Below are 20,111 nucleotides of genomic sequence, written 5' to 3'. Positions count from 1 at the left end.
GCATCGCCGGGTTTAATCAATCGCTGTGGCTGCGGTTCTGTCCGATAGCCTGGTACTCTAAACATCCGCTGCTACTTACGGACCCAAATGGCGTTATTTGCAGGTTTGTTGTCTTTTGAGGCTGGTTTCGGACTCTAGTGACGCTATTGTATAGAAATAGAGCCTTATTGGGTTCTTTTGATGCCAATAGCTGCTATGGAGTCCGTTAATAATCTAAAAGTGTGATAATGCGGCGAATAGGAGCAACTGTGTCCGATAGCGCCAAAGTATAATCATCCGCTGCAGATTCGGTTGTGTCCGATAGTGCAAAAGTATAATCATCCGTTATGGATTCGGTTGTGTCCGATAGTGCTGAAGTATAATCATCCGTTGTGGGTTCGGCTGTGTTCGATAGCGCTAAAGTACAATTACCTGATGCGGATTCGGCTGTGTCCGATAGCGTCCTAACCTAATCCCCCTGCTGCGTTACTGCGTTCGTTACCGCCGCAGGTTGTGTCCGCGGCAGCTGGCTATGCGCAATGTATCTAAGCCGAAGTTTGGTGGGGAGTACATTTGTCCTGTTTTCAGAACGACAGGAGACAATTGCCGTTACCCTGTGCGTTATAGTACATAAACTGTGATGTAACCCTCAGCCTGAAGAATTGGCTCTGTAAGGAAGGTGGATGAGCATGAAGCCCAAACGAACTTCTGCCCGCCGCACAGGGCGGCGGGTCTCTCGGATGAAGCGGCGGACTTCACGCCCAGTGCGGCAAGTCGCTGTAGTCCCTATAGTTAACCATCCTAATCCCTATGTTTCGGTTATTATTCCAGCCATGAATGAAGCTCAGACCATTGCGGGAGTGATATCTGGAGCCAGAGGGGTCCATCCGCGCTGCGAGGTAATTGTGGTCGTGAATGGATCCACTGATCAAACGGCAGGGATTGCACAATCGCTAGGTGCGCGTGTTATTTCCTATGAGTTGCCGCTTGGACACGACGCTGGCCGTAGTGTGGGAGCTGAGGCAGCCAAGGGAGAAATCCTATTGTTTACAGATGGAGATTTGGTGATACCTGCTTCGGGGCTGCGTCCTTACGTCACTGCTGTTAGTGGTGGAGTGGACATAGCGCTTAATGATTATTCCGGTCCGGTCCGGAAGCTGTCCCCCCATCCGGTGGTGCTATCTAAACATGCACTGAATATTCTGCTTGGCCGTCCAGATCTGAAGGGATGTTCGATGACGGCAGTTCCGCACGCAATCAGCCGCAGAGCACTTGATATTCTAGGGAGCGATTCATTATCACGTCCTCCACTGGCGCATGCCCAGGCAATTCTTAGTGGACTGCATGTGGTAGCCGCTCACAAAGTACCTGTAGGGAAGTTAAATGCGGTGAGACGCAAGGAAGACGGCATAGATCCATTGCAGCAGTTGATTACAGCGGATCATATGGAGGCTGTATCCCTCTTGCTGGAACATCGGGGGAACAGAGCGGGCTTTGGCGACGGAGCCCGGCGCAGAGAGATGGTGAGATGATGGTTGCAACTTTACGAGGCACAGCAGCTCGAACGGCAAAGAAACGCCCAATCCGTCACAGGTCAGCCAATCGCTCTGTAAAAGCCAACGCTGCTACTCGCCCGCTTCTGTCTCGGCAATCGAAGGCAGGCAAGGAGACTCTGAAATTACCGAAGTTACGCGGGACTTTGTCAGTCATTATCTCCGCGCGTAATGAGGAGCAGACCTTGTCCCGTCTGCTGCATCAGGTTGCACGGCTTGAACCTGCAGAAATTATCGTCGTACTTAATGGCTGCAGTGATAACTCTTTTCCTATTTCTAGACAACATCGTCAAGCCATTGTAGTACACTGCCCAGAGTCTGTCGGACATGATGTGGGCCGGGCTATCGGTGCAAAGCTGAGTCGCGGGGATATATTGCTTTTTCTGGATGGAGATATGGTCATTCCGGCCTCTCAGCTTGTTTCATTCACGGCGGCTGTAGATCGCGGAATTGATGTAGCTCTTAATGATTTAGACTCACTGATGCCTTCCTTTGGATTATGTGATGATGTCACCCGCAGCAAATTGTTTTTGAATTATGCTCTGGATAGGTACGATCTCGGGGTTAGCTCTATGACAGCTGTTCCTCATGCGCTTTCGCGGCATGCGCTTGAGACCATAGGCTACCGTGAATTAATGGTTCCACCTAAAGCCCAAGCTCGCTCTGTATTAGAAAAGTTACGGGTGGAGAAGGTAGGAACGGTAAATGTTATTAAACATAATCGGCTGCGCAAGGCAAATACAGGGGTTGGAAATGCTGTGGAAAAACTGATCATAGGAGATCATGCTGAGGCTCTACATGAGGTTCTTTCCCGGCGAAAAGCTGGCGGTCTGCTAAGTAGTGAAACACAGCGTGAGTACCGCAGACAGGTAGCCGCTTGGAGGAATCGGATATGACGCTGACGAGTATTATTATTCCAACCTACAATGCGCTGCCCTTGCTGCGGGCCTGTGTGGAATCTATTCGTGCCTACACTCCGCCGCCTTATGAGATTATCGTAGTGGACAATGCTTCAACGGACGGAACAGACACCTATTGCCGTGCGAATCATATAACGTTTATTTCATTGCCAGACAATCGCGGCTTTCCAACTGCATGCAATTTGGGGCTACAGCTAGCGTCAGGTGATGAAGTCCTGCTGCTGAATAACGATGTAGTGGTGTCTCAAGGATGGTTAACTAATCTGAAGAGGGCTCTATATAGTGCTCCTGATGTAGGTATTGTTGGACCAGTCACAAACTATGCCAGTGGACGTCAACAGGTGAAGACCGATTATGAAGGTCTGATAGGTTTTCATCAGGCTGCTGAGAGGGTGAACCTTCCAAATCCCCAGAAATGGCTGGAGACGAGACGGCTGGTAGGATTATGTTTTTTATTCAAAAGAGAACTGCTAACTTCCGTAGGTCTACTGGATGAGAGATTCTCACCTGGACATTACGAAGATGATGATTATTGTTATCGCGCCAGGATAAAGGGATATCGGCTGCTTATCGCCGGGGATTGCTTGGTGCACCATGAAGGAAGTGCAAGTTTCAAGCAAGTTTACAATACCGGACTGCAAGAACTGGTGGAACGAAATCGCAAGATCTTTATAGATAAATGGAATGTAGATCCTATTAATTTTATATGAAGTGCAGATCCGAAGGCAAAGGACGTAGATAAAGAGGAGGAAAGTAAGTGAAAGGAGTCATACTGGCGGGCGGAACAGGATCTAGACTTCAACCGCTGACCCGGCTTATGAACAAACATTTGCTTCCGGTCGGCAAATATCCTATGGTCTGTTACGGCATAGACCGGCTTCGCCGGGGAGGAATTACCGACATTCTTCTGGTCATAAGCAAGCAGTCTGCTGGCCTGTACACGGATTTTTTAGGCAGCGGTGCTGCATTTGGTGTATCTCTGACCTATAAAATTCAGGAAGCTGCCGGAGGCATTGCCGAGGCGCTTGATTTAGCAGAAGGGTTCATTTTCCCAGGGGAACGATTTGTTGTATTGCTCGGGGATAATCTTTTTATGGATGATCTGAAGCCTTATGTGGAGAGTTATCTTCGTCAGCCGGCAGGCACTGCAAAGGTGTTGCTGAAGCCGGTGGAGGACGCGCGCAGATACGGTGTACCTGTGTTTGATAGTCAAGATGCGGCATGGATTGCTTATATCGAAGAAAAGCCTGAGCATCCGAAGACCAATTATTGTGTAACTGGTATTTATATGTACGATGAAGCTGTATTTGATATCATCCGGCAGGTATCGCCTTCCAAGAGGGGGGAGCTGGAGATTACCGATGTAAATAATATATACGCCGCTGATCGCAGACTTAGTTATGATGTGCTTAAGGATTGGTGGAGTGATGCGGGGACGTTCCAGTCTTTACACGAGGCGGGGGAAAAGTTAAAGGATGCACTGCCATAAGGCAGTGCTTTTTTTGTTGTAATCCTGCTATAGATAGCCGCAAGGGCTTTGAAATCACACGTTACTCAGAGAGCTCGAGGGTTAGAAATCCTCCACCAGATTAAATCCTCAGTTTCTTTGTATCTCTCAGAGCCTAGACGCTCCAATACTTTGTGGGAGGCTGTATTATCTTTTTCAGTGTCAGCGATTACATAGACAGCTTGGGGATGGGAGAAGATCCATGCATTAATTGTGTGTAGTGCCTCTGTTGCATACCCTTTTCTTCTATATTTCTCATCAATCCCATACCCTAGAATAACCTCGCCTTTCTTATTCGGGTAACCTTTAAGGATAATGAATCCTATAATACATTGATCTTCCCGATGAACGATGGCCCAGTTCGTTAACCATAGGTAATGGTCGGGGTCCTGCTGCACCTTTTTTAGCCTGATCTGCATAGCATATTGCATTTCATCATCAAGCGCCGCACTGATGGCAGCTAAGCCTAATTGTTGCTGTAGCTCCGAATAGTTATCTATTGCTAGCGAGAGCTCTGGGGCAGTTAAAGGTATTAGATCGATACGCTTGCTTTCAAGCTTCATATATTCCCCACCAACCTTTGGTAAACTCAGGATTGCGCATTTCACATTTTAATCCTTTTAAATGTACTTAGCAATAACGTAATTTTTATGTCATTCCAGTCACGAATAGAGCCTTAACTTGTCGAGGATCCCGGCACCGTCCCGGCTCCTGCCGCATATGCTGTAGCAGGGCGTTTGAGCAAAGGAGACATGAAGGTGCAGAGTAAAATAACTAAAGTCCTGCAGCACATGGCCCATACGCACGAACAGATGGCGCGGATTCTAGATGCTGAGCGCCATGTGGCTGTCCGTATGTCGCAAATTGTCCACGATCTGCCAGATGCGGAGCCTGATTTTGATGGGATCAGCGGGATGATCGAAAGCTCAACTCAGGTAAACAAGAATATTATTGCTTACTTGAATGCACTTGCAGATCTGGAAGAAGCGATGGCTGATGGGGTAGGCAGAGTGATTAAGGAATTGAACGGTCAAGAAGAAGAGTAACGCTATAGGAGCAGGAGGCGGAAGATGAGCAGAGAAAAGGCTTATCTGCAAATGCTGGAGTCCACCGCCGCCATCCAGTGGAACGTTGCGTTGATTCTGGAAGCTAAGGCGGTTGAAGCTGAAAAGGTAAAGCAGTGGGCACAGCATCATATCCACGCTAGAGCCTTTGATTCCCACAGTGAGCAACTGAAGGAGTCCCTCTCTATACACGAGGTCATCGTGGAGATGGTCGAAGGGCTGACCAAACTGGAGAACGGACTCTACAGCAATTTAAAAGCAGTGCTGGGCAGTGGTGAAGACGATGGTGGCGGGGAAGGTTTTGGAGACATGTCAGGTGATGGCTTTAGTTTTGGAGAAGACAGCAAATGAGCGGGGACCGTCTCTCTGAACATGCCGTCAAGCTGGAGATGATTCGCTCCATTTCGCGCAGTCAGGCTGCTTTGGCGGCCATCTTGGAGAGCATCGCCGAATTGACGGAGCAATCTGAGTTGACGGCCCGCAAATTGAGCGACAATATCAGGATTTTAAGTGGGTATCAGAGTGCGATGTGCCGGATGATGTCCGGGATTTCACTACATCGTCCTAAACGGGGAATTCCTGCTGCGCCATGGCTGAGCAAGGCATACGCCGTAGGAACCTCCAGAGAACATGGAGCACAGGAGGAGTAGAAGCATGAAGAAAAAAAGCCGCAGAACGCTACGTTCAGGCAGAACCCGTAGACGCACATTGCTGCTCTCGCGGAAAGCAAAAGTTCGTAAAGGGCTAGCCCGTAAATCCCGCAGAGTTCTTGCCCGGAAAACTGCTCGTTATGGGAAGTCAAAGAAAGGCCTATTGCTACGCAAGAAAAGAAGACTTCGTCGCAAGCTTGTTCGTAAAGTAAGGGTTGCGCAACCACCGGTGATTGTGGTACCCGTGAGCGAGGCTCCGCCTGCTCCACAGGTAATTCCGCTCCCCCCGGAGCTGGGCGTTTCGCCGGAAACGCCTCCGGCAGACGCCTTTCAACAGGGCTACACCGAAGCATACAACGTGGGGTTCGACGCCGGTTTCGCCAAGGGCTTCGAGGACGGGCATAAGCTGGAATTCAGCTAGGAGACACAGATGACAAGATCCGCTCCGTCCGTGAGCGGGTCTTGGGGTTTTCGTGCGGACTGGTTTGCTGCGCTGCCGATGTGATAAACTTCATAATGAAAGTGAAAATAATATGAGGTTAAGATGAAGGCAGGGATGATTCATGGGTACTGAGATTCGCAGAGCACGCAAAGATGAGATTGATGAAATTATGGAGCTGATTGCCAAATGCGTACAGGTGATGCAAGCAGGTGGCAGCGATCAGTGGGACGAGCATTATCCGAACCGGGAGATCATCTCCCTTGATATTGAACGTGGCAATCTATGGGTATGTGAGGAGAACAATGCGGTGGCCGGCATTCTAGTGTTGGACGAGCACCAATCTGAGCAGTATGGGAAGATTGACTGGACTGAAACGCAAGGGCCTCATTTAATTATGCATAGATTGGCTGTGCATCCCGAAGTGCAAGGGAAGGGAATTGCGCGCCGTCTTAGCACTTATGCAGAAGAATATGCTCGCCAGAATGGTTATTCCAGTATCCGTCTGGATACATATGCTAAGAACACTGGGGCACTCGCCCTATATCCCAAGTTAGGTTATGATCGCAGGGGTGAAGTAACTTTTCCGGGGCGCACCGCTAATTTTCCGGTGTTCGAGAAGGTTCTAGAAAAGCACGGAAATTCGGAAGCTTAACATAGCAAGAGAACCAGAGGATATCTCATGAGCCATCAAATGGCTGCTGGGATATCCTCTTTTTTCGTGAAAATAACACCTTTCTCTAATCAAAAACTTTGTTTGATTAGGTAGCATTTGCGCTTACGGAAACCCTGCTCAAAAGGTGATAAGTGTGCAAATAGCGTCATATGAGTCCGAAACCATGCTCAAAAAGCGAAAATGTGCAAATAGCGTCATTGGAGTCCGAAACCCTGCTCAAAAGGCGATAAGTGTGCAAATAGCGTCATTGGAGTCCGAAATACTGATCAATAAGCGAAAATGTGCAAATAGCGTCATCTGGGTCCATAAGCATCAGCAGTTGAGTATGACTCGACAGTAATGGACCCAGATGACCTTAAATGTGGAATTTTCCCACATTTGGGATGCTATCGGACTCCAGCGCAGCTATTGGTACAAAACACACTGCATATGGACCTGTTTCGAGGGAATAGCGTCACTGGAGTCCGAAACCCTGCTCCAAAGGCGATAAATGTGCAAATAGTGTCATCTGGGTCCGAAAGCATCAGTGGCTGAGTGTGACTCGACAGTAACGGACCCAGATGACCTTAAACGTGGGATTTTCCCACATTTGGGATGCTATCGGACTCCAGCGCAGCTATTGCTATAAAACACATTGCATATGGGACTGTAACGAGGGAATAGCGTCACTGGAGTCCGAAACCCTGCTCCAAAGGCGATAAATGTGCAAATAGCGTCAGCTGGGTCCGAAACCCTGATCAATAAGCGAAAATGTGCAAATAGCGTCATCTGGGTCCATAAGCATCAGCAGTTGAGTATGACTCGATAGTAACGGACCCAGATGACCTTAAACGTGGAATTTTCCCACATTTGGGATGCTATCGGACTCCAGCGCAGCTATTGGTATAAAACACACTACATATGGACCTGTTTCGAGGGAATAGCGTCACTGGAGTCCGAAAACTTACTCAAAAGGCGATAAATGTGCAAATAGCGTCATCTGGGTCCGAAAGTATGGAGGATTATGACTCACCCGTGGTGTGGACGTAGCGAGAGCAGTAGAAGCAGGAGTAGATGTAGATGTAGATGTAGATGTAGACGTAGCAGTGTAATAGGCGCAAGGGGAACGTAGAAGTGCGTGCAGAAGTAGGAGTAGAGTAGTAGAAGCAGAAGTAGATGTAGCAGTGGAGTAGGCGCATGGGGAAAGTAGCGGTGAAGAAGAGGTAGCAGTGGAATAGGCGCAAGGGGAAAGTAGTGGTGCAGAAGTAGGAGTAGTGTAGGAGCTGTAGTTGTAGTTGTAGCAGAAGCAGAAGCAGAAGCAGAAGCAGAAGCAGAAGCAGAAGCAGAAGCAGAAGCAGAAGCAGAAGCAGAAGCAGAAGCAGTATCAGTAGATGTAGCAGTGGAGTGGGCGCAAGGAGAATGTAGGAGTGCAGAAGCAGTGGAGTAGCCGTAGGGGAGAAATACAAGAAGCCGAAGCAGTGCAGAAGTAGCAGTTGAGTAGCAGTAGGGTCGGCATAGGTCAGTTAGATGAATAGAGCTAGACGTACACTTTCGGGCTCTGACTAGTCCACCGTACCGTGCTATATGCAGGCAGCGGTTTAGCACAACGCGTTAGAGTAAGCAGAGATACTGTCCGAAATGGTCGACCTAATCGTGCGAAATGGCCGACCTAATCGAACGAAACGGCTGTCTCTTAAGCCGTGAAATAGCTCTCGGATAGCTTATTTTCTATGTTTTCCTGACAGTAAATCTGACGCAAAGTACAGGGTATCGTGATCGAAATTTTCTTCAAACAGAATAATCGTGATCATAAATCGAATTATGTTATTTAACATAACATAAAATACTAAATCACTTTTATATAACAGTATTAATAAAACAAAATCGATTTTATATGTCATATATATTGACATGTAACCTGTCTTTAGATTATTATTGGACTATTCAAATTACAAATGAATAGTCTTTTTTTTCGTATATCCTTAATAATTGGTTTAAGGGTCTCTACCGGGAACCGTAAATTTCTGGCTACGAAAATATGCTCAGGCATATTTTTGTGGCCTTTTTGTGCTACATGCGTGAGGTTGTACTGGAATTAACTCAATGAGGGGGAGAAGGGCTATGGGAAATATTTTGATCAAAAATGCCGAAATCATTACGATGAACAAGCAAGAGGAAATAATACACGGGGATGTCCGGATTAAGGATGATCTCATTGTTGAAATCGGCACTGGCCTGATCCCGCAGGGCGACGAGCAGATCATTGATGCTACGAACCGTACATTAATCCCGGGTTTTATCCAGACTCATATTCATTTATGCCAGACGTTATTCCGTGGTAAAGGGGACGATCTGGAGCTGATGGATTGGCTGCGCAAACGAATCTGGCCATTAGAGGCCGCGCATGATGAAGAATCCCTTTATTATTCGGCTATGCTTGGCATCGGCGAACTGATCACCAGCGGCACGACGACGATTGTGGATATGGAGACTGTCCATCATACGGATTTTGCGTTTCAGGCTATAGCTAAAAGTGGAATCCGGGCCTTGTCCGGCAAGGTGATGATGGATCAAAAAGGGGGAGATGTGCCTGAGGCGCTGCAGGAGGATACCGCATCTTCTTTGCAGGAAAGTGTCGATCTACTGGAAAAATGGAATGGTTATGGAAACGGTCGGATTCAGTATGCATTTTCTCCACGTTTTGTGATTTCCTGTACAGAGCCTTTATTAACCGAGGTGCGAGATCTGTCCGCAAGATACGATGTGAAGGTGCATACTCATGCGTCTGAGAATATAGGGGAAATTGAGATTGTGCAGGCCATGACTGGCATGCGTAACATCGTCTATCTGGATCATCTAGGATTAGCCAATGAACGGCTTATACTGGCGCATTGCGTGTGGCTGGATGCTGAGGAGCGGCGGATTTTGCGGGATCGAGGGGTGCATGTAAGTCATTGCCCGGGTTCCAATCTGAAATTGGCCTCCGGAATTGCGGACACACCAGGGATGCTTCATGAGCATGTTTCTCTTAGTCTGGGAGCGGATGGCGCTCCATGCAATAACAATCTGGATATGTTTAATGAGATGCGATTGGCGGCGATTATTCAAAAGCCTCATCACGGACCCACAACCATGGATGCCCGCAGTGTATTCCGTATGGCTACTATTGGTGGGGCGAAGGCCGTAGGGATGGAGGATAAGATCGGGAGTATCGAGGTAGGCAAAAAAGCAGATCTAGTGCTCCTGAATCTCTACAATTTTCATACCTTCCCCTCTTACGACGTAGATCCCATCTCTAGAATTGTATATTCCGCTACGCGGGCAGATGTGGAGACAACGATAATCGACGGGGAGATCGTGATGGAAAGAGGTTTGCTAAAGACTGTGGATAAAGAAATTGTACTAAATGAAGCTAACCGTTCTATTAAAAGATTACTCACGCATACCTCGATCGTTTGAGGGGAAAGGTCGATTCGGATTCGGATATCTTATCATTCGCAGGGGATCATCACTGGACCCCCTGTTTTTTTATGAGAAAATATGAACATAAGGGAACTAAAGTGCCTTTTATGAGGTCGTATTAAGTGAGGTGAAGCTAATTGGAACTGGAAGGTCTTCAGCATAGCGAGACGATGAATGAACAGCAACTAAGAGAAATCATGAGCCGTTACGGAGAGGATATATGGAATTATATCTATTATCTTACCAAAAATTCTGAACAAGCCGATGATCTGGCTCAAGAAGTATTTATTAAATGTTATTACCGGATTGGAACGTACCGGGGGAATTCTTCATTTAAAGCATGGTTGCTTACGATTGCCAGGAATACTGTTTTTTCGCACCGGAAATCGCGCTTTTTTCGTTCGGGCTTATGGGGTGGTGTACAGCCATTGTCCACGGTTGATGTGGAGCAGCGGGAAAAAACTATCGAACCTCTTGGCGTAGCCCGATCTGCGGAGATGGAGTATTTGGGTAATCAGTCCATTGGTGAGATATGGGATCTAATTATGGCATTGTCTCCAAAGCTGCGCGAAATATTGGTCCTGGATTTGAAATATGAACTCTCTATAAAAGAAATAGCTGAACTGATGAACTTGAGTCACGGAACGGTAAAATCAAGATTGCACCGAGCGCGGCAAAAAATTCAGAACAAATTAAAGGGGGTAGAATGATGGAGGATCATAAACCGGAATGGTATGCTCAGGCCCGAAAAGGACCTTTTGGAAATGAAAAGTTTACTATGAGGCATGCAGACAACGTCATTCGCCGAATTCAAGAAGATCAACAGGGAGCGAAATCTTACTCAGGAAAAAGACTGCCTGTGCAATTGTTGGCTGTGGCGGGTTTTATTGTATTGTTGGGCTTAGGTGTATTCTTTCTGAACGGAAGGTTCCTCGGTAATGATTCAAGCAACCCTGCGCAAACTGAGGTTTCGTCGCATTTCACGGAGGCTGAGCTACAGCGGAACGCAGATCAGGTGATGCAGAGTTTACTTGGAAAGACTTATCCGCTAGATCACCGGGAATGGCTTAAGGAGCAACAGCAGATATTTTACTCTTACCAGAAAGGTGAGGACTCCGCATATATCTGGATCAATTATGAGACAGGAGAACTGGTGCAAACGAAGATGAGTAGGATTCTGACAGCTGCGGAGATCGACGCTGAAATGAATACCCGTGCGGAAGAGATCAAGGGCAAACTGGGTTATGCGAATGATTCAGCTTATGAAGTGCTCAGATACGTTGAATATGATGTTACACAACATTCTGGCGTGAAAATTGAGAATAACTTTAGGGCGGAGAAATGGCGTATCGGATTTGTAAATGGTGAATTCGATTACGCATCAGCCACGCTTGAGGCCTCGGCGGTATCAGAAGAGATGCGTCAAGCTGGGGAACAGGCCTTGAAGGTGTTGAGAGGTAACGGAGGTGAAGAGCTTAGTTTAGTATTTCGGGCTATGGACAAGGATCAGGATACGCTTACGCTGCAATACGGATCAAAGGTTTCGGTTACGTTCGATACTGTTACTAGAAGGATTGAGCAGATTAGTGATACAAATCCTCGTGCTAGTGATAAAACAGATCCCAAACAACTAACGGTATTAGACCGGGAGCTGTCTCTAATTGATGGGGATCGCCTACGTGAGAAGGCAGCACCTCTGCTGACTAAGATATTTAGCGTTGCTGATGTGGGCGAATATAGCTTGCTTAAAAGAGATCAGGAGCCCGGGAATCTCACCTTTCATAAGCTTGGCAGTCCTGAGATTACTGTATATTATGATAGTGATTTAACGATCTGGAAGGTAAAAGAGGATTTGCCAGCAAGCCAGTCTTAGATTGAAAGGCATAACATAATAGGCTTAAATAGGGAGGTTCCACAGCCGAAAAGGTACGGGATTTCCCTGTTTGTAGTGGGAGCGAATGGTGCACATTTTTGATAAAAAAAGTAAGTATTGTTATACTAGAACAATCTGATATTTTACAGAAAAGATGAATAGAGTTCATAATCAGAACAAATGAAAAGGTAAGAGGGGATTAAAACGTGAAAAAGCACGGGCCGAATCGAGCTCAGTTCTATATTGTTGTCCTGCTGCTATGGTTGAAGCTGCTCCTGCTGAGAGTGCTGTTCTTTGATAGAATTGCTTGGGAGTGGATTGCAGCAGATGTTGCTCCAGTCCTCTTCATCATGGGGATTCTGACGGTCATTACTCCTTCGCGGGTGAGAACAGCCGTCTATTGGACATTTAACGGGATATTATCGCTGCTGCTGTTCGCAGCCAGTGTATATTTCAATCACTTTGGTTCTGTTCCTACGTATCTGGCTTTATATGAACTGAATCAGGTGTTTCAAGTGAAGGCAAGCGTAGAATCAACGATACAGACTATTGATTATTTATTTTTCGCTGATTTTGTGATCATGGCAATGTATGTCTTGATCCGCAGATGGAAGCATGGAAAAGCCTATCCGCGTGAGCGTGAGCGATTCAGCTCCCGGAACACACGATTGGCACATATGATGGTGATTCTGGTGGCTATTCTTGGAGGTTTTGCTTTATCGGCCAATTCTGTCAATTCTGCGCGGGGAATTACAAATGAGCTTGTGCAGGCAGAAAGTGCCGGATTCCTGAATTATGAGGTCGTTGCCGCAATTAAGGTCAAGGAAGATAACAATCTCATTGGAACCGGAGATATTAAGGATACCATCGCGAAGATTGATGAACTGCAAGCTTCCTATCCTTATAGTAGTAAGGCCGCGGGCACAGCACCTGATTATTTTAGCTCGCAAAAGGGCAAAAATGTAATTGTCATCCAAATGGAAGCTTTCCAAAACTTCCCGCTGCATCAATCCCTGAAGGGTCAAGAGCTGACTCCAGTGTTGAACAAGTTGGCAGATGAGGGATTTTACTTCCCCCATGTCTACCAGCAGATTGGTCCGGGCAATACTTCTGACGCTGAATTTATGAGCAACACGTCGATTTATCCAATCGGGACCTTGGCAATGTCCACTGGATTCGGGGACAGAGAACTGCCGAGCCTACCACGTCTGCTGAGAGATAAAGGATATGAGGCGTACACCTTTCACGTGAATCAAGTGGGCTTTTGGAATCGGAATGAGCTATATCCTGCACTTGGATTTAACGGCTATTATGATAAAGATTATTTTACCAATGATCATTTTAATGCGTTTGGTGCTTCCGATGAACAGCTTTATATTACGGGTGTCGAGAAATTGGCAGAGCTGCAGAAGAAAGGAACTCCTTTCTACGCACAAATGGTGACGGCGTCCAGCCATCATCCCTTCCAAATTCCGGACTCTTTTAAGAAGATTTCAGTGCCTGATGAGTTAAAAAACACGATGCTTGGCGATTATTTGACTGCTATTAACTATACTGATTATGCCATTGGAACTTTAATAGAGGGTTTGAAGAAAAATGGAATGTGGGATAACACTGTGCTGGTGATGTATGGCGATCATTTTGGCTTGCAGCCGCAGGATGTGCCACCGGAGCAAGTAGAAAGTGCGTTGGGGATTCCATACGATTCCCGGATCAGTCGCTTTAATATTCCATTGATTGTACATGTACCAGGAATGGAGCAAGGGAAGGTAGTAGAGAGAACAGGTGGACAGTTGGATATTCTTCCTACGATAGCTAACCTATTGGGGGTTTCTTTAAAAGAAGAAGGTTATACAGCATTTGGTCATGATCTCTTGAACATTGATCGTAATGTGTTAGGAATGCGGTATTATTTGCCTTCTGGTTCTTTCTTTAATGATGATATTCTCTATGTGCCTGGTAAAGATTTTGCTGATGGTAAAGCTGTGTCGCTGGATACGCTTAAGCCAGTATCGGATTTCACAAAATATCAGACTGATTATGAGTATATTTTGAAGCTAATGAATTTGTCCGACGAATATGTGAAGCTGTTACCACAGAGATAGGGGGAATCATGAAAAAGTTCTGGAAACCGGAGTATCTCGTAGGCCTTGCCGGCTGCGGTATCATTATTTATTTGCTATTCGTAGGGCCTTTTATTGGTGTTGCCGATAACGGAGATTTTTTGCGTATGATGAATACCATCGGTCTGAACTACTATGACACTGGAGCATCGTATGCCGACCAGTTTTTCAATTTTAGTCATTCCAGTTTTGCTTATGAAAATTTATTTAGAGGTTTTTATCCTTCCTCACAGATTTTAATAGTACTTGTGCCGAGATTGATCGGCGGGCTCATCCATGGCAGCTTTTTTGATGTTCGTTTGCTGGGTGCAGTTTATGGGCTTCTTTTACTGGCGGCAACTTGGCTGCTGGTGAAGTATAATGCTCGTGGCTCTTATGTTACAGGGCTGCTGTTGGGAGCAGCTATCTTATTTGTGTTTTACGATATCGGGTATGTGGCCTATTTCAACTCCTTGTTTGGAGAACCAGTGTCGATGGTGTTTATGCTGCTGACATTTGCAGTAGGATTAAGATTAACCAGCCAAGAGAAGCCAACCACTAAAGGGTTAACTTTGTTTTTTATCGCAATTCTGTTTCTGGTCACCTCCAAAATCCAGAATGCACCGATTGGGATTGCCTTTGCTCTGATTTTCTTGCGGTTTATGATGCTTGACGGAGAGGGCAAATGGAGGAAGCTGGCTTTACGTTTTTCGATTGCCATCTTTCTTGTATCCATCGTTTTGTATGTGGCAGCGCCAAAAGATCTGAAGCATATTAATCTGTATCAAACGGTGTTTTTTGGGATTTTAAACGAATCGCCGGATGTGAAGGGAGACTTGCAGGATCTCGGATTGCCGGAGCGGCTGGAGGTACTGGCGGGTACAAATTATTTTCAGACCGATACAGTGATTAAGCAGGATGATCCTTCGCTGGTTCCGGACTTCTATGACCGTGTATCTCATAAAGATGTATTGTTCTTCTATCTGAAGCATCCGGACCGGTTGATAGATAATATGAAATATGCTGCGAGTAACAGCATGGCGATTCGCCCGTATTATCTAGGAAACTATGAGAAAAGCGAGAATAAACCAGCAGGTGCATTATCCTATACTTACAGTGCATGGAGCCAATTCAAAAACAAACATATTCCGCACACGCTCGGATTTCTCTCCATATTCTATCTGGTGTATTTTGCGGGAGCTTTGTTCCAGTATTTCCGCAGCAGAGATATTCGTGGCAAAGTTGCCGGCGAGCTGCTGATGCTGCTAGGGCTAATAGGGATTTTCTCCTTCTTGGTTCCGATTCTTGGGGACGGAAGGGCTGACATCGGTAAGCATTTATTCTTGTTTAATGTGTGCTTCGATATGATGGTTGTAGTCATGTTTGGATGGATTATACACAAGCTGACGGGGATTGCGAGACGCTGATTTCAAGCACCTATCAAACACAAAATAACACAAAGCAAACAGCAAGTTTCCGATTTGGAGACCTGCTGTTTTTTTATAAATATGACTATGTTAAACTTTGTTGTTGATGTTTGATAATTACGAACAAGTGTTCTATAATAAGGGCGATATAACTGTTCGGAGATGATTTGCCCATGGATTTAAAGGAACTGAAAAAGCTTGCTGATACGTTGGACGATAATGGTAAGCGAGAACTTATCTACTTTTTGCAGTCCCGAACCAAGGGAGTGGCACTTCCAGTTCGAGCGATTGATGAAATTCAAGAGCAGAAGCATAAAGATGGACTTGTTTGCCCGCATTGCAAAAACCATTCTGTTGTTCGATTTGGAAAGTAGGCTGTAAGAACACGCACTGGAGAGGTTAAACGTCAACGTTACCGTTGTAAGTCCTGTCGCCAAACATTCAATGACCTTACGAACACCCCTCTGCAACGAATGAGGCGACCTCATATGTGGGTTCGTTTTATCGAATGCATGATTGAGGGCTTTTCTCTGAGAAAATGTGCAGAGCAGTTAAACGATGAAGTCACGCATGTCACCTTGTTTTACTGGCGGCATAAGATTCTTTCCGCTCTGAAGCAGATTCCAACCGAAGCATTTCAAGATATTGTTGAAATGGACGAGACCTACTTTCTTTACTCGGAAAGGGGCAAGCGGAATATTACCGAACGCAAGCCACGTAAACGTGGCGGCAAAGCGAAATATCGTGGTATAAGCCACGATCAAGTGTGCGTGCTGGTTGCCCGTGACCGTCAGAAAATGACTTACTCTGGCGTACTTGGGCGTGGACGTATTCGGATTACAAAATTAGACGAAGCGATTGGTGGTCATCTATCTGACTCAAACGTGTTATGCACTGATTCATGGAGGGCATTTAGCTCCTATGCGAATTCAAAAGGCATGACTCATTACCGATTCAAGTCCGACGGAAAACAACGTGTGAAAGGCGTGTACCATATCCAAAACGTAAACAGCTACCACAGCCGCTTGAAGAAATGGATGGATCGCTTCACTTTTAGGGAATGTAAACATCTAAATAACGTAAGGAACGAGGAGGCAGACAATTCATGGGAGGAACGAATGTATGGGATGCGGAGTGGGAGGTTAACGAAGAGCAGGCGCGGACGCTGATCGGCAGACAATTCCCTCAGCTGTCATCGAAGCAAGTGAAGCGATTGGGCTGGGGCTGGGACAATACGGTTTTTCTCATCGGTGACGAGTACGTGTTCCGGTTTCCAAGAAGAACGATTGCAGTTGGCTCGATTCGTATGGAAGGGAAGCTGCTGCCAAAGCTGGAGACATATATAACCATCCCCTATCCGAAACCGTTGTTTTATGGCGAAGCAAGTGACGAATACCCGGCACCATTTCTTGGCTATGACTACGTGCTAGGAGATTTCCCAATCGGTTTGACGGAAGAACGCCGGGCTTTATCGGCAGAGACGCTGGCGAAATTTTTGCGGAGATTGCATGAGTTTCCGGTGCAGGCGGCGCTGGAGTGCGGAGTTCAGCAAGATCATCGAAACTTGACGGACATAGCATCGCGCAAAGTGAAATTGGAGGGCTTTCTATCGAAGGTGGTTGAACACTTGTCGCCGGAGGAGTCCGGTGTGATCGAAGCGTATATTAGCAGGCTGCAAAAGGACCGTGTCGAGGCGGTGAATGCACTGCTACATGGCGATCTTCATTTCAAAAATATGCTTGTGAATGAGAACGGGATCGTTTCCGGCATCATTGATTGGGGCGATCTGAGCGTAGGCCATCCGGCTTGCGATTTGAGCGTTGCTTATAGCTTTTTACCACCTTACGCTCGCGGCGTGTTTTTCGAAACGTACGGAGGAGCGGACGAGGAAACGAAGCTGCTGGCGCGGCTAATCGCGGTATACATCCCCATACTGATCTTAATGCAAGCGGTCGATGACGGGAATGAAGCAATTGCGGCAGAGGCGAAATCCAACATCATGCGGGCACTGTCGGATTAGGCTTATTATTTCGTTGCGGCTATGGGGCTATGGCTATCGGCACCATTTTGTCGTTTAAAGGCCGCGATAAGGTACGATCCGCCTTCTCTGATGCCGCTTTATGTTGAGGAACACGAAATTCAACAGAGTAAGTCGTTGCGCTAACGGGACACGATAAGCAATAAACCGCCTTTTCAACGACGAAGGCGGTTTTCTTATGGTCAAATATCAACATTAGAATTTAACATAGCCTATAATATAAGAATTTATATGTTCCATGTTGTAAATTATCCTTATATTTCTCGCTTAAACGCTTACCGTCCTTAAAGGGACGTCGAAGTCGTGTATGCTTATTCATCTTCAAATAACTCACGCAACATCCCTTGACGATCGTTCATAAACGCTTTGGTCACGGTATAATGTTCGGTTTCCTCCAAGGCGACGGACCGTATTCCCTCCCCCTCCAAGAGAAAAATTTCAGCACCGGGATAGGACATCAGAATGGGGGAATGAGTTGCGATAATGAACTGTGAATCCTGTCCGACCAGCTCATGCATACGCACCAGCAGAGACATTTGACGTAAGGGGGAAAGCGCTGCTTCAGGCTCGTCGAGGATATAAAGGCCGCGGCCGCCGAAACGGTGAACGAATGTAGCTAAAAAAGACTCTCCGTGGGACTGCTCATGCAGAGATTTGCCTCCGTAGGAGTCTTTGATCGGTGGGCCACCGGGTTGTTCATCCAACTCATCAATATAAGAAGCCACATTATAGTAACTCTCCGCACGCAGAAAAAAGCCGTCCTTCGGCCGTCTAACCCCTCTAGCAATTCTAAAATACTCATAAAGATTCGAATGCGAGGAACGAGTGTTAAAAGAAAAGTTTAGCGTTCCACCCTCAGGGTTAAAGCCCCAAGCAGCAGCAATTCCCTCTAACAAGGTTGATTTGCCCGTGCCGTTCTCTCCAACAAGAAAGGTCACTGGTTTTTGAAAAGTCAGGCGATCCAGCGTTCGAACAGCAGGCAGATGAAATGGATAGGTTTGAAAGGATGGCACCAGATCACGCAGCAGCTCCGCGTGTCGCAAATACAACGTGGTGTTATTCATAGTTCCCCCCTTGTGAATTTCAAAAAGTAATCATCTTCGGACAGATTGGACAGAGATGACAAGTTTAGTGCCTCTAGCTAGACCTTTATAGTATAACAGCATCCAGCGAGTGGATGAAATCTGACGGGGTTCGGGCAAGCCGGGCAAAAGACAGGGTACATCTGCCAATTTAGTTCTAGTAATGACAGATGTCCATGAGGCGAGTGCTGACTCCGCATATAGTTATACTGTCTTGAGAATACAACGGGGCAGGGTGAAGGCCGTGAAAGCGAAAAGGAGAAAACACAAGCGTCCGCGAGATTATCGCGACGGTTATCACGAAGGATATCGTCTTGGCATGTGTGAGGCTGTGCAGCGTCGGAGTACTGTAGAGGTCGAAGCCTGTCGGCCATTTAAGCTAATGTATGTTCCTCAAGGGTTCCATGCAATCGATACTGGGGTAATTGAGGCGCTTCAGCAGCTTGTAAGTGAGCTTGTGATAAGCACTCCAGAAACTATGCTGGAGACCGCAGCTCGGGAGATGCCCGGGGCAGTGCTGGTTATGAATGGACTGCATGTTTTTCCGGAAAATCATTTAGAACAGATTACAGAAATCAGAAAGCTGGGCATTCGGACTGCGATCTGGTTTGTGGATGATCCTTATTTTACAGAGGATACTTCAGTGATTTGCCGGCATTATGATCACGTCTTTACGCATGAGCTCGGTTGTGTGGAGTTTTATCAATCCTTTGGAGTTCCATCCGTTCATTATTTACCGCTTTGCGTCAATCCAAAGATGTTCTATCCGCGCCGTACGGCACCGCAGTATAAGTACGACATTGTGTTTATTGGCAATGCATTTCATAATCGGACAGCGCTGTTTGATGAACTTGCCCCCTATTTAAAGGATAAGAAGGTGCTGATCGCTGGCGGCTTCTGGGAACGGCTTGCGACATATGACCAGCTTGCCCCTTTTATTAGCAATGGCTTTATCCCACCTGAGGAAACTGCGAACTATTACAGTGGTGCAAAGCTAGTCATTAATATTCACCGTCCGTGGGAGGAGGGGCAGGATAACCGGAATAGCTTCCGTTTACCATCACGCTCTATCAACCCACGTACTTATGAGATCAGTGCCTGCGGTACTATGCAGCTTACGGATGTTCGTGAGGATCTGGGCAATTATTATCGGCCAGGTTATGACTTGGATACTTTTGGCTCTGCTAAGGAATTGCAGGAGAAGATTGAGTACTATCTGAAGCATGAAAAAGAGCGCCGAATTTACGCTTTACGGGGACTACAGACAACCATGCGGAACCATACATTCACTGCGCGTTTGCCTCATTTGCTGAATGTGATTGCTTCAAGTGTATGAAATCTATAACGGGATAAAGGAGCG

18 protein-coding genes, 1 pseudogene and 1 riboswitch are annotated in these 20,111 nt (G+C 46.5%); of the genes and pseudogenes, 17 read left to right on the top strand and 2 right to left on the bottom strand.

Annotation, left to right across the window (positions count from 1 at the left end; translation table 11 throughout):
• Positions 1 to 668 precede the first annotated feature (668 nt).
• Genes MHH50_RS25660 through MHH50_RS25645 form a run of 4 tightly spaced genes read left to right on the top strand, consistent with a single transcriptional unit; the run spans position 669 to position 3,941 of the window.
• Positions 669 to 1,511, top strand: coding sequence for a glycosyltransferase (locus tag MHH50_RS25660; RefSeq protein ID WP_249267796.1), 843 nt, complete (start codon positions 669 to 671; stop codon positions 1,509 to 1,511).
• The gene (locus MHH50_RS25655; protein ID WP_143763963.1) at positions 1,508 to 2,428 is read left to right on the top strand and encodes a glycosyltransferase; all 921 of its coding nucleotides are present in this window, start codon (positions 1,508 to 1,510) and stop codon (positions 2,426 to 2,428) included. The genes MHH50_RS25660 and MHH50_RS25655 overlap by 4 nt, the downstream gene beginning before the upstream one ends.
• On the top strand, positions 2,425 to 3,162 hold the full coding sequence (locus tag MHH50_RS25650; RefSeq protein WP_076280559.1) for a glycosyltransferase family 2 protein: 738 nt from the start codon (positions 2,425 to 2,427) through the stop codon (positions 3,160 to 3,162). The genes MHH50_RS25655 and MHH50_RS25650 overlap by 4 nt, the downstream gene beginning before the upstream one ends.
• Before the next feature lie 47 nt (positions 3,163 to 3,209).
• On the top strand, positions 3,210 to 3,941 hold the full coding sequence (locus MHH50_RS25645; protein ID WP_076208710.1) for a sugar phosphate nucleotidyltransferase: 732 nt from the start codon (positions 3,210 to 3,212) through the stop codon (positions 3,939 to 3,941).
• Between the two features lie 65 nt (positions 3,942 to 4,006).
• On the opposite strand, the gene MHH50_RS25640 is transcribed toward MHH50_RS25645, so the two are convergent.
• Positions 4,007 to 4,522: a GNAT family N-acetyltransferase gene (locus MHH50_RS25640; RefSeq protein WP_076219588.1), complete on the bottom strand. Its 516-nt coding sequence runs from the start codon at positions 4,520 to 4,522 to the stop codon at positions 4,007 to 4,009.
• A gap of 195 nt (positions 4,523 to 4,717) precedes the next feature.
• Here MHH50_RS25640 and MHH50_RS25635 point away from each other — a divergent pair, with 195 nt between their 5' ends.
• From MHH50_RS25635 to MHH50_RS25580, 12 genes and pseudogenes are all read left to right on the top strand, one after another.
• Positions 4,718 to 5,005: a hypothetical protein gene (locus MHH50_RS25635; protein WP_036679726.1), complete on the top strand. Its 288-nt coding sequence runs from the start codon at positions 4,718 to 4,720 to the stop codon at positions 5,003 to 5,005.
• A gap of 24 nt (positions 5,006 to 5,029) precedes the next feature.
• Positions 5,030 to 5,374 carry a hypothetical protein gene (locus MHH50_RS25630; protein ID WP_036679724.1) on the top strand — a complete coding sequence of 115 codons (345 nt, stop codon included), beginning with the start codon at positions 5,030 to 5,032 and terminating at the stop codon, positions 5,372 to 5,374.
• Entirely contained in the window at positions 5,371 to 5,673 is a 303-nt protein-coding gene (locus MHH50_RS25625; RefSeq protein ID WP_051491084.1) for a hypothetical protein, read from the top strand. The genes MHH50_RS25630 and MHH50_RS25625 overlap by 4 nt, the downstream gene beginning before the upstream one ends.
• Positions 5,654 to 6,094 (top strand): hypothetical protein, encoded by a 441-nt coding sequence (locus MHH50_RS25620; protein ID WP_139330222.1) that lies wholly within the window; start codon positions 5,654 to 5,656, stop codon positions 6,092 to 6,094. Before MHH50_RS25625 ends, MHH50_RS25620 begins: the two co-directional genes overlap by 20 nt.
• A gap of 142 nt (positions 6,095 to 6,236) precedes the next feature.
• Complete coding sequence (locus tag MHH50_RS25615) at positions 6,237 to 6,767, top strand: GNAT family N-acetyltransferase (protein ID WP_076179672.1); 531 nt, start codon at positions 6,237 to 6,239, stop codon at positions 6,765 to 6,767.
• A 1,952-nt stretch (positions 6,768 to 8,719) separates the two neighbouring features.
• Positions 8,720 to 8,818: riboswitch (purine riboswitch) on the top strand.
• 70 nt (positions 8,819 to 8,888) lie between these two features.
• Positions 8,889 to 10,226, top strand: a complete 1,338-nt coding sequence (locus MHH50_RS25610) for a 5'-deoxyadenosine deaminase (RefSeq protein ID WP_340033629.1) — start codon at positions 8,889 to 8,891, stop codon at positions 10,224 to 10,226.
• A 140-nt stretch (positions 10,227 to 10,366) separates the two neighbouring features.
• Complete coding sequence (locus MHH50_RS25605) at positions 10,367 to 10,939, top strand: RNA polymerase sigma factor (RefSeq protein ID WP_340033628.1); 573 nt, start codon at positions 10,367 to 10,369, stop codon at positions 10,937 to 10,939.
• Positions 10,936 to 12,102 (top strand): hypothetical protein, encoded by a 1,167-nt coding sequence (locus MHH50_RS25600; RefSeq protein ID WP_340033627.1) that lies wholly within the window; start codon positions 10,936 to 10,938, stop codon positions 12,100 to 12,102. Before MHH50_RS25605 ends, MHH50_RS25600 begins: the two co-directional genes overlap by 4 nt.
• 206 nt (positions 12,103 to 12,308) lie before the next feature.
• The gene (locus tag MHH50_RS25595) at positions 12,309 to 14,207 is read left to right on the top strand and encodes an LTA synthase family protein (RefSeq protein ID WP_340033626.1); all 1,899 of its coding nucleotides are present in this window, start codon (positions 12,309 to 12,311) and stop codon (positions 14,205 to 14,207) included.
• An 8-nt stretch (positions 14,208 to 14,215) separates the two neighbouring features.
• Positions 14,216 to 15,631: a hypothetical protein gene (locus tag MHH50_RS25590; RefSeq protein ID WP_340033625.1), complete on the top strand. Its 1,416-nt coding sequence runs from the start codon at positions 14,216 to 14,218 to the stop codon at positions 15,629 to 15,631.
• Positions 15,632 to 15,804: 173 nt separating this feature from the next.
• Positions 15,805 to 16,710 (top strand): annotated as a pseudogene (locus tag MHH50_RS25585) (IS1595 family transposase); the annotation flags it as partial.
• A gap of 26 nt (positions 16,711 to 16,736) precedes the next feature.
• Complete coding sequence (locus MHH50_RS25580) at positions 16,737 to 17,651, top strand: phosphotransferase (RefSeq protein WP_076280494.1); 915 nt, start codon at positions 16,737 to 16,739, stop codon at positions 17,649 to 17,651.
• Between the two features lie 329 nt (positions 17,652 to 17,980).
• Here MHH50_RS25580 and MHH50_RS25575 read toward each other — a convergent pair whose 3' ends face one another.
• On the bottom strand, positions 17,981 to 18,733 hold the full coding sequence (locus MHH50_RS25575; protein WP_076130435.1) for an AAA family ATPase: 753 nt from the start codon (positions 18,731 to 18,733) through the stop codon (positions 17,981 to 17,983).
• A gap of 253 nt (positions 18,734 to 18,986) precedes the next feature.
• Between MHH50_RS25575 and MHH50_RS25570 the strand changes: the two genes are divergently transcribed.
• A complete protein-coding gene (locus tag MHH50_RS25570) occupies positions 18,987 to 20,087 on the top strand; it encodes a DUF3880 domain-containing protein (RefSeq protein ID WP_076098583.1) in 1,101 nt (366 codons plus the stop codon).
• The last annotated feature ends 24 nt before the right edge of the window (positions 20,088 to 20,111 follow it).

The organism is Paenibacillus sp. FSL H3-0302, assembly GCF_037982245.1.
GTDB classification, from domain to species: domain Bacteria; phylum Bacillota; class Bacilli; order Paenibacillales; family Paenibacillaceae; genus Paenibacillus_AQ; species Paenibacillus_AQ odorifer.
This window is presented reverse-complemented; position numbering and strand designations above follow the sequence as displayed.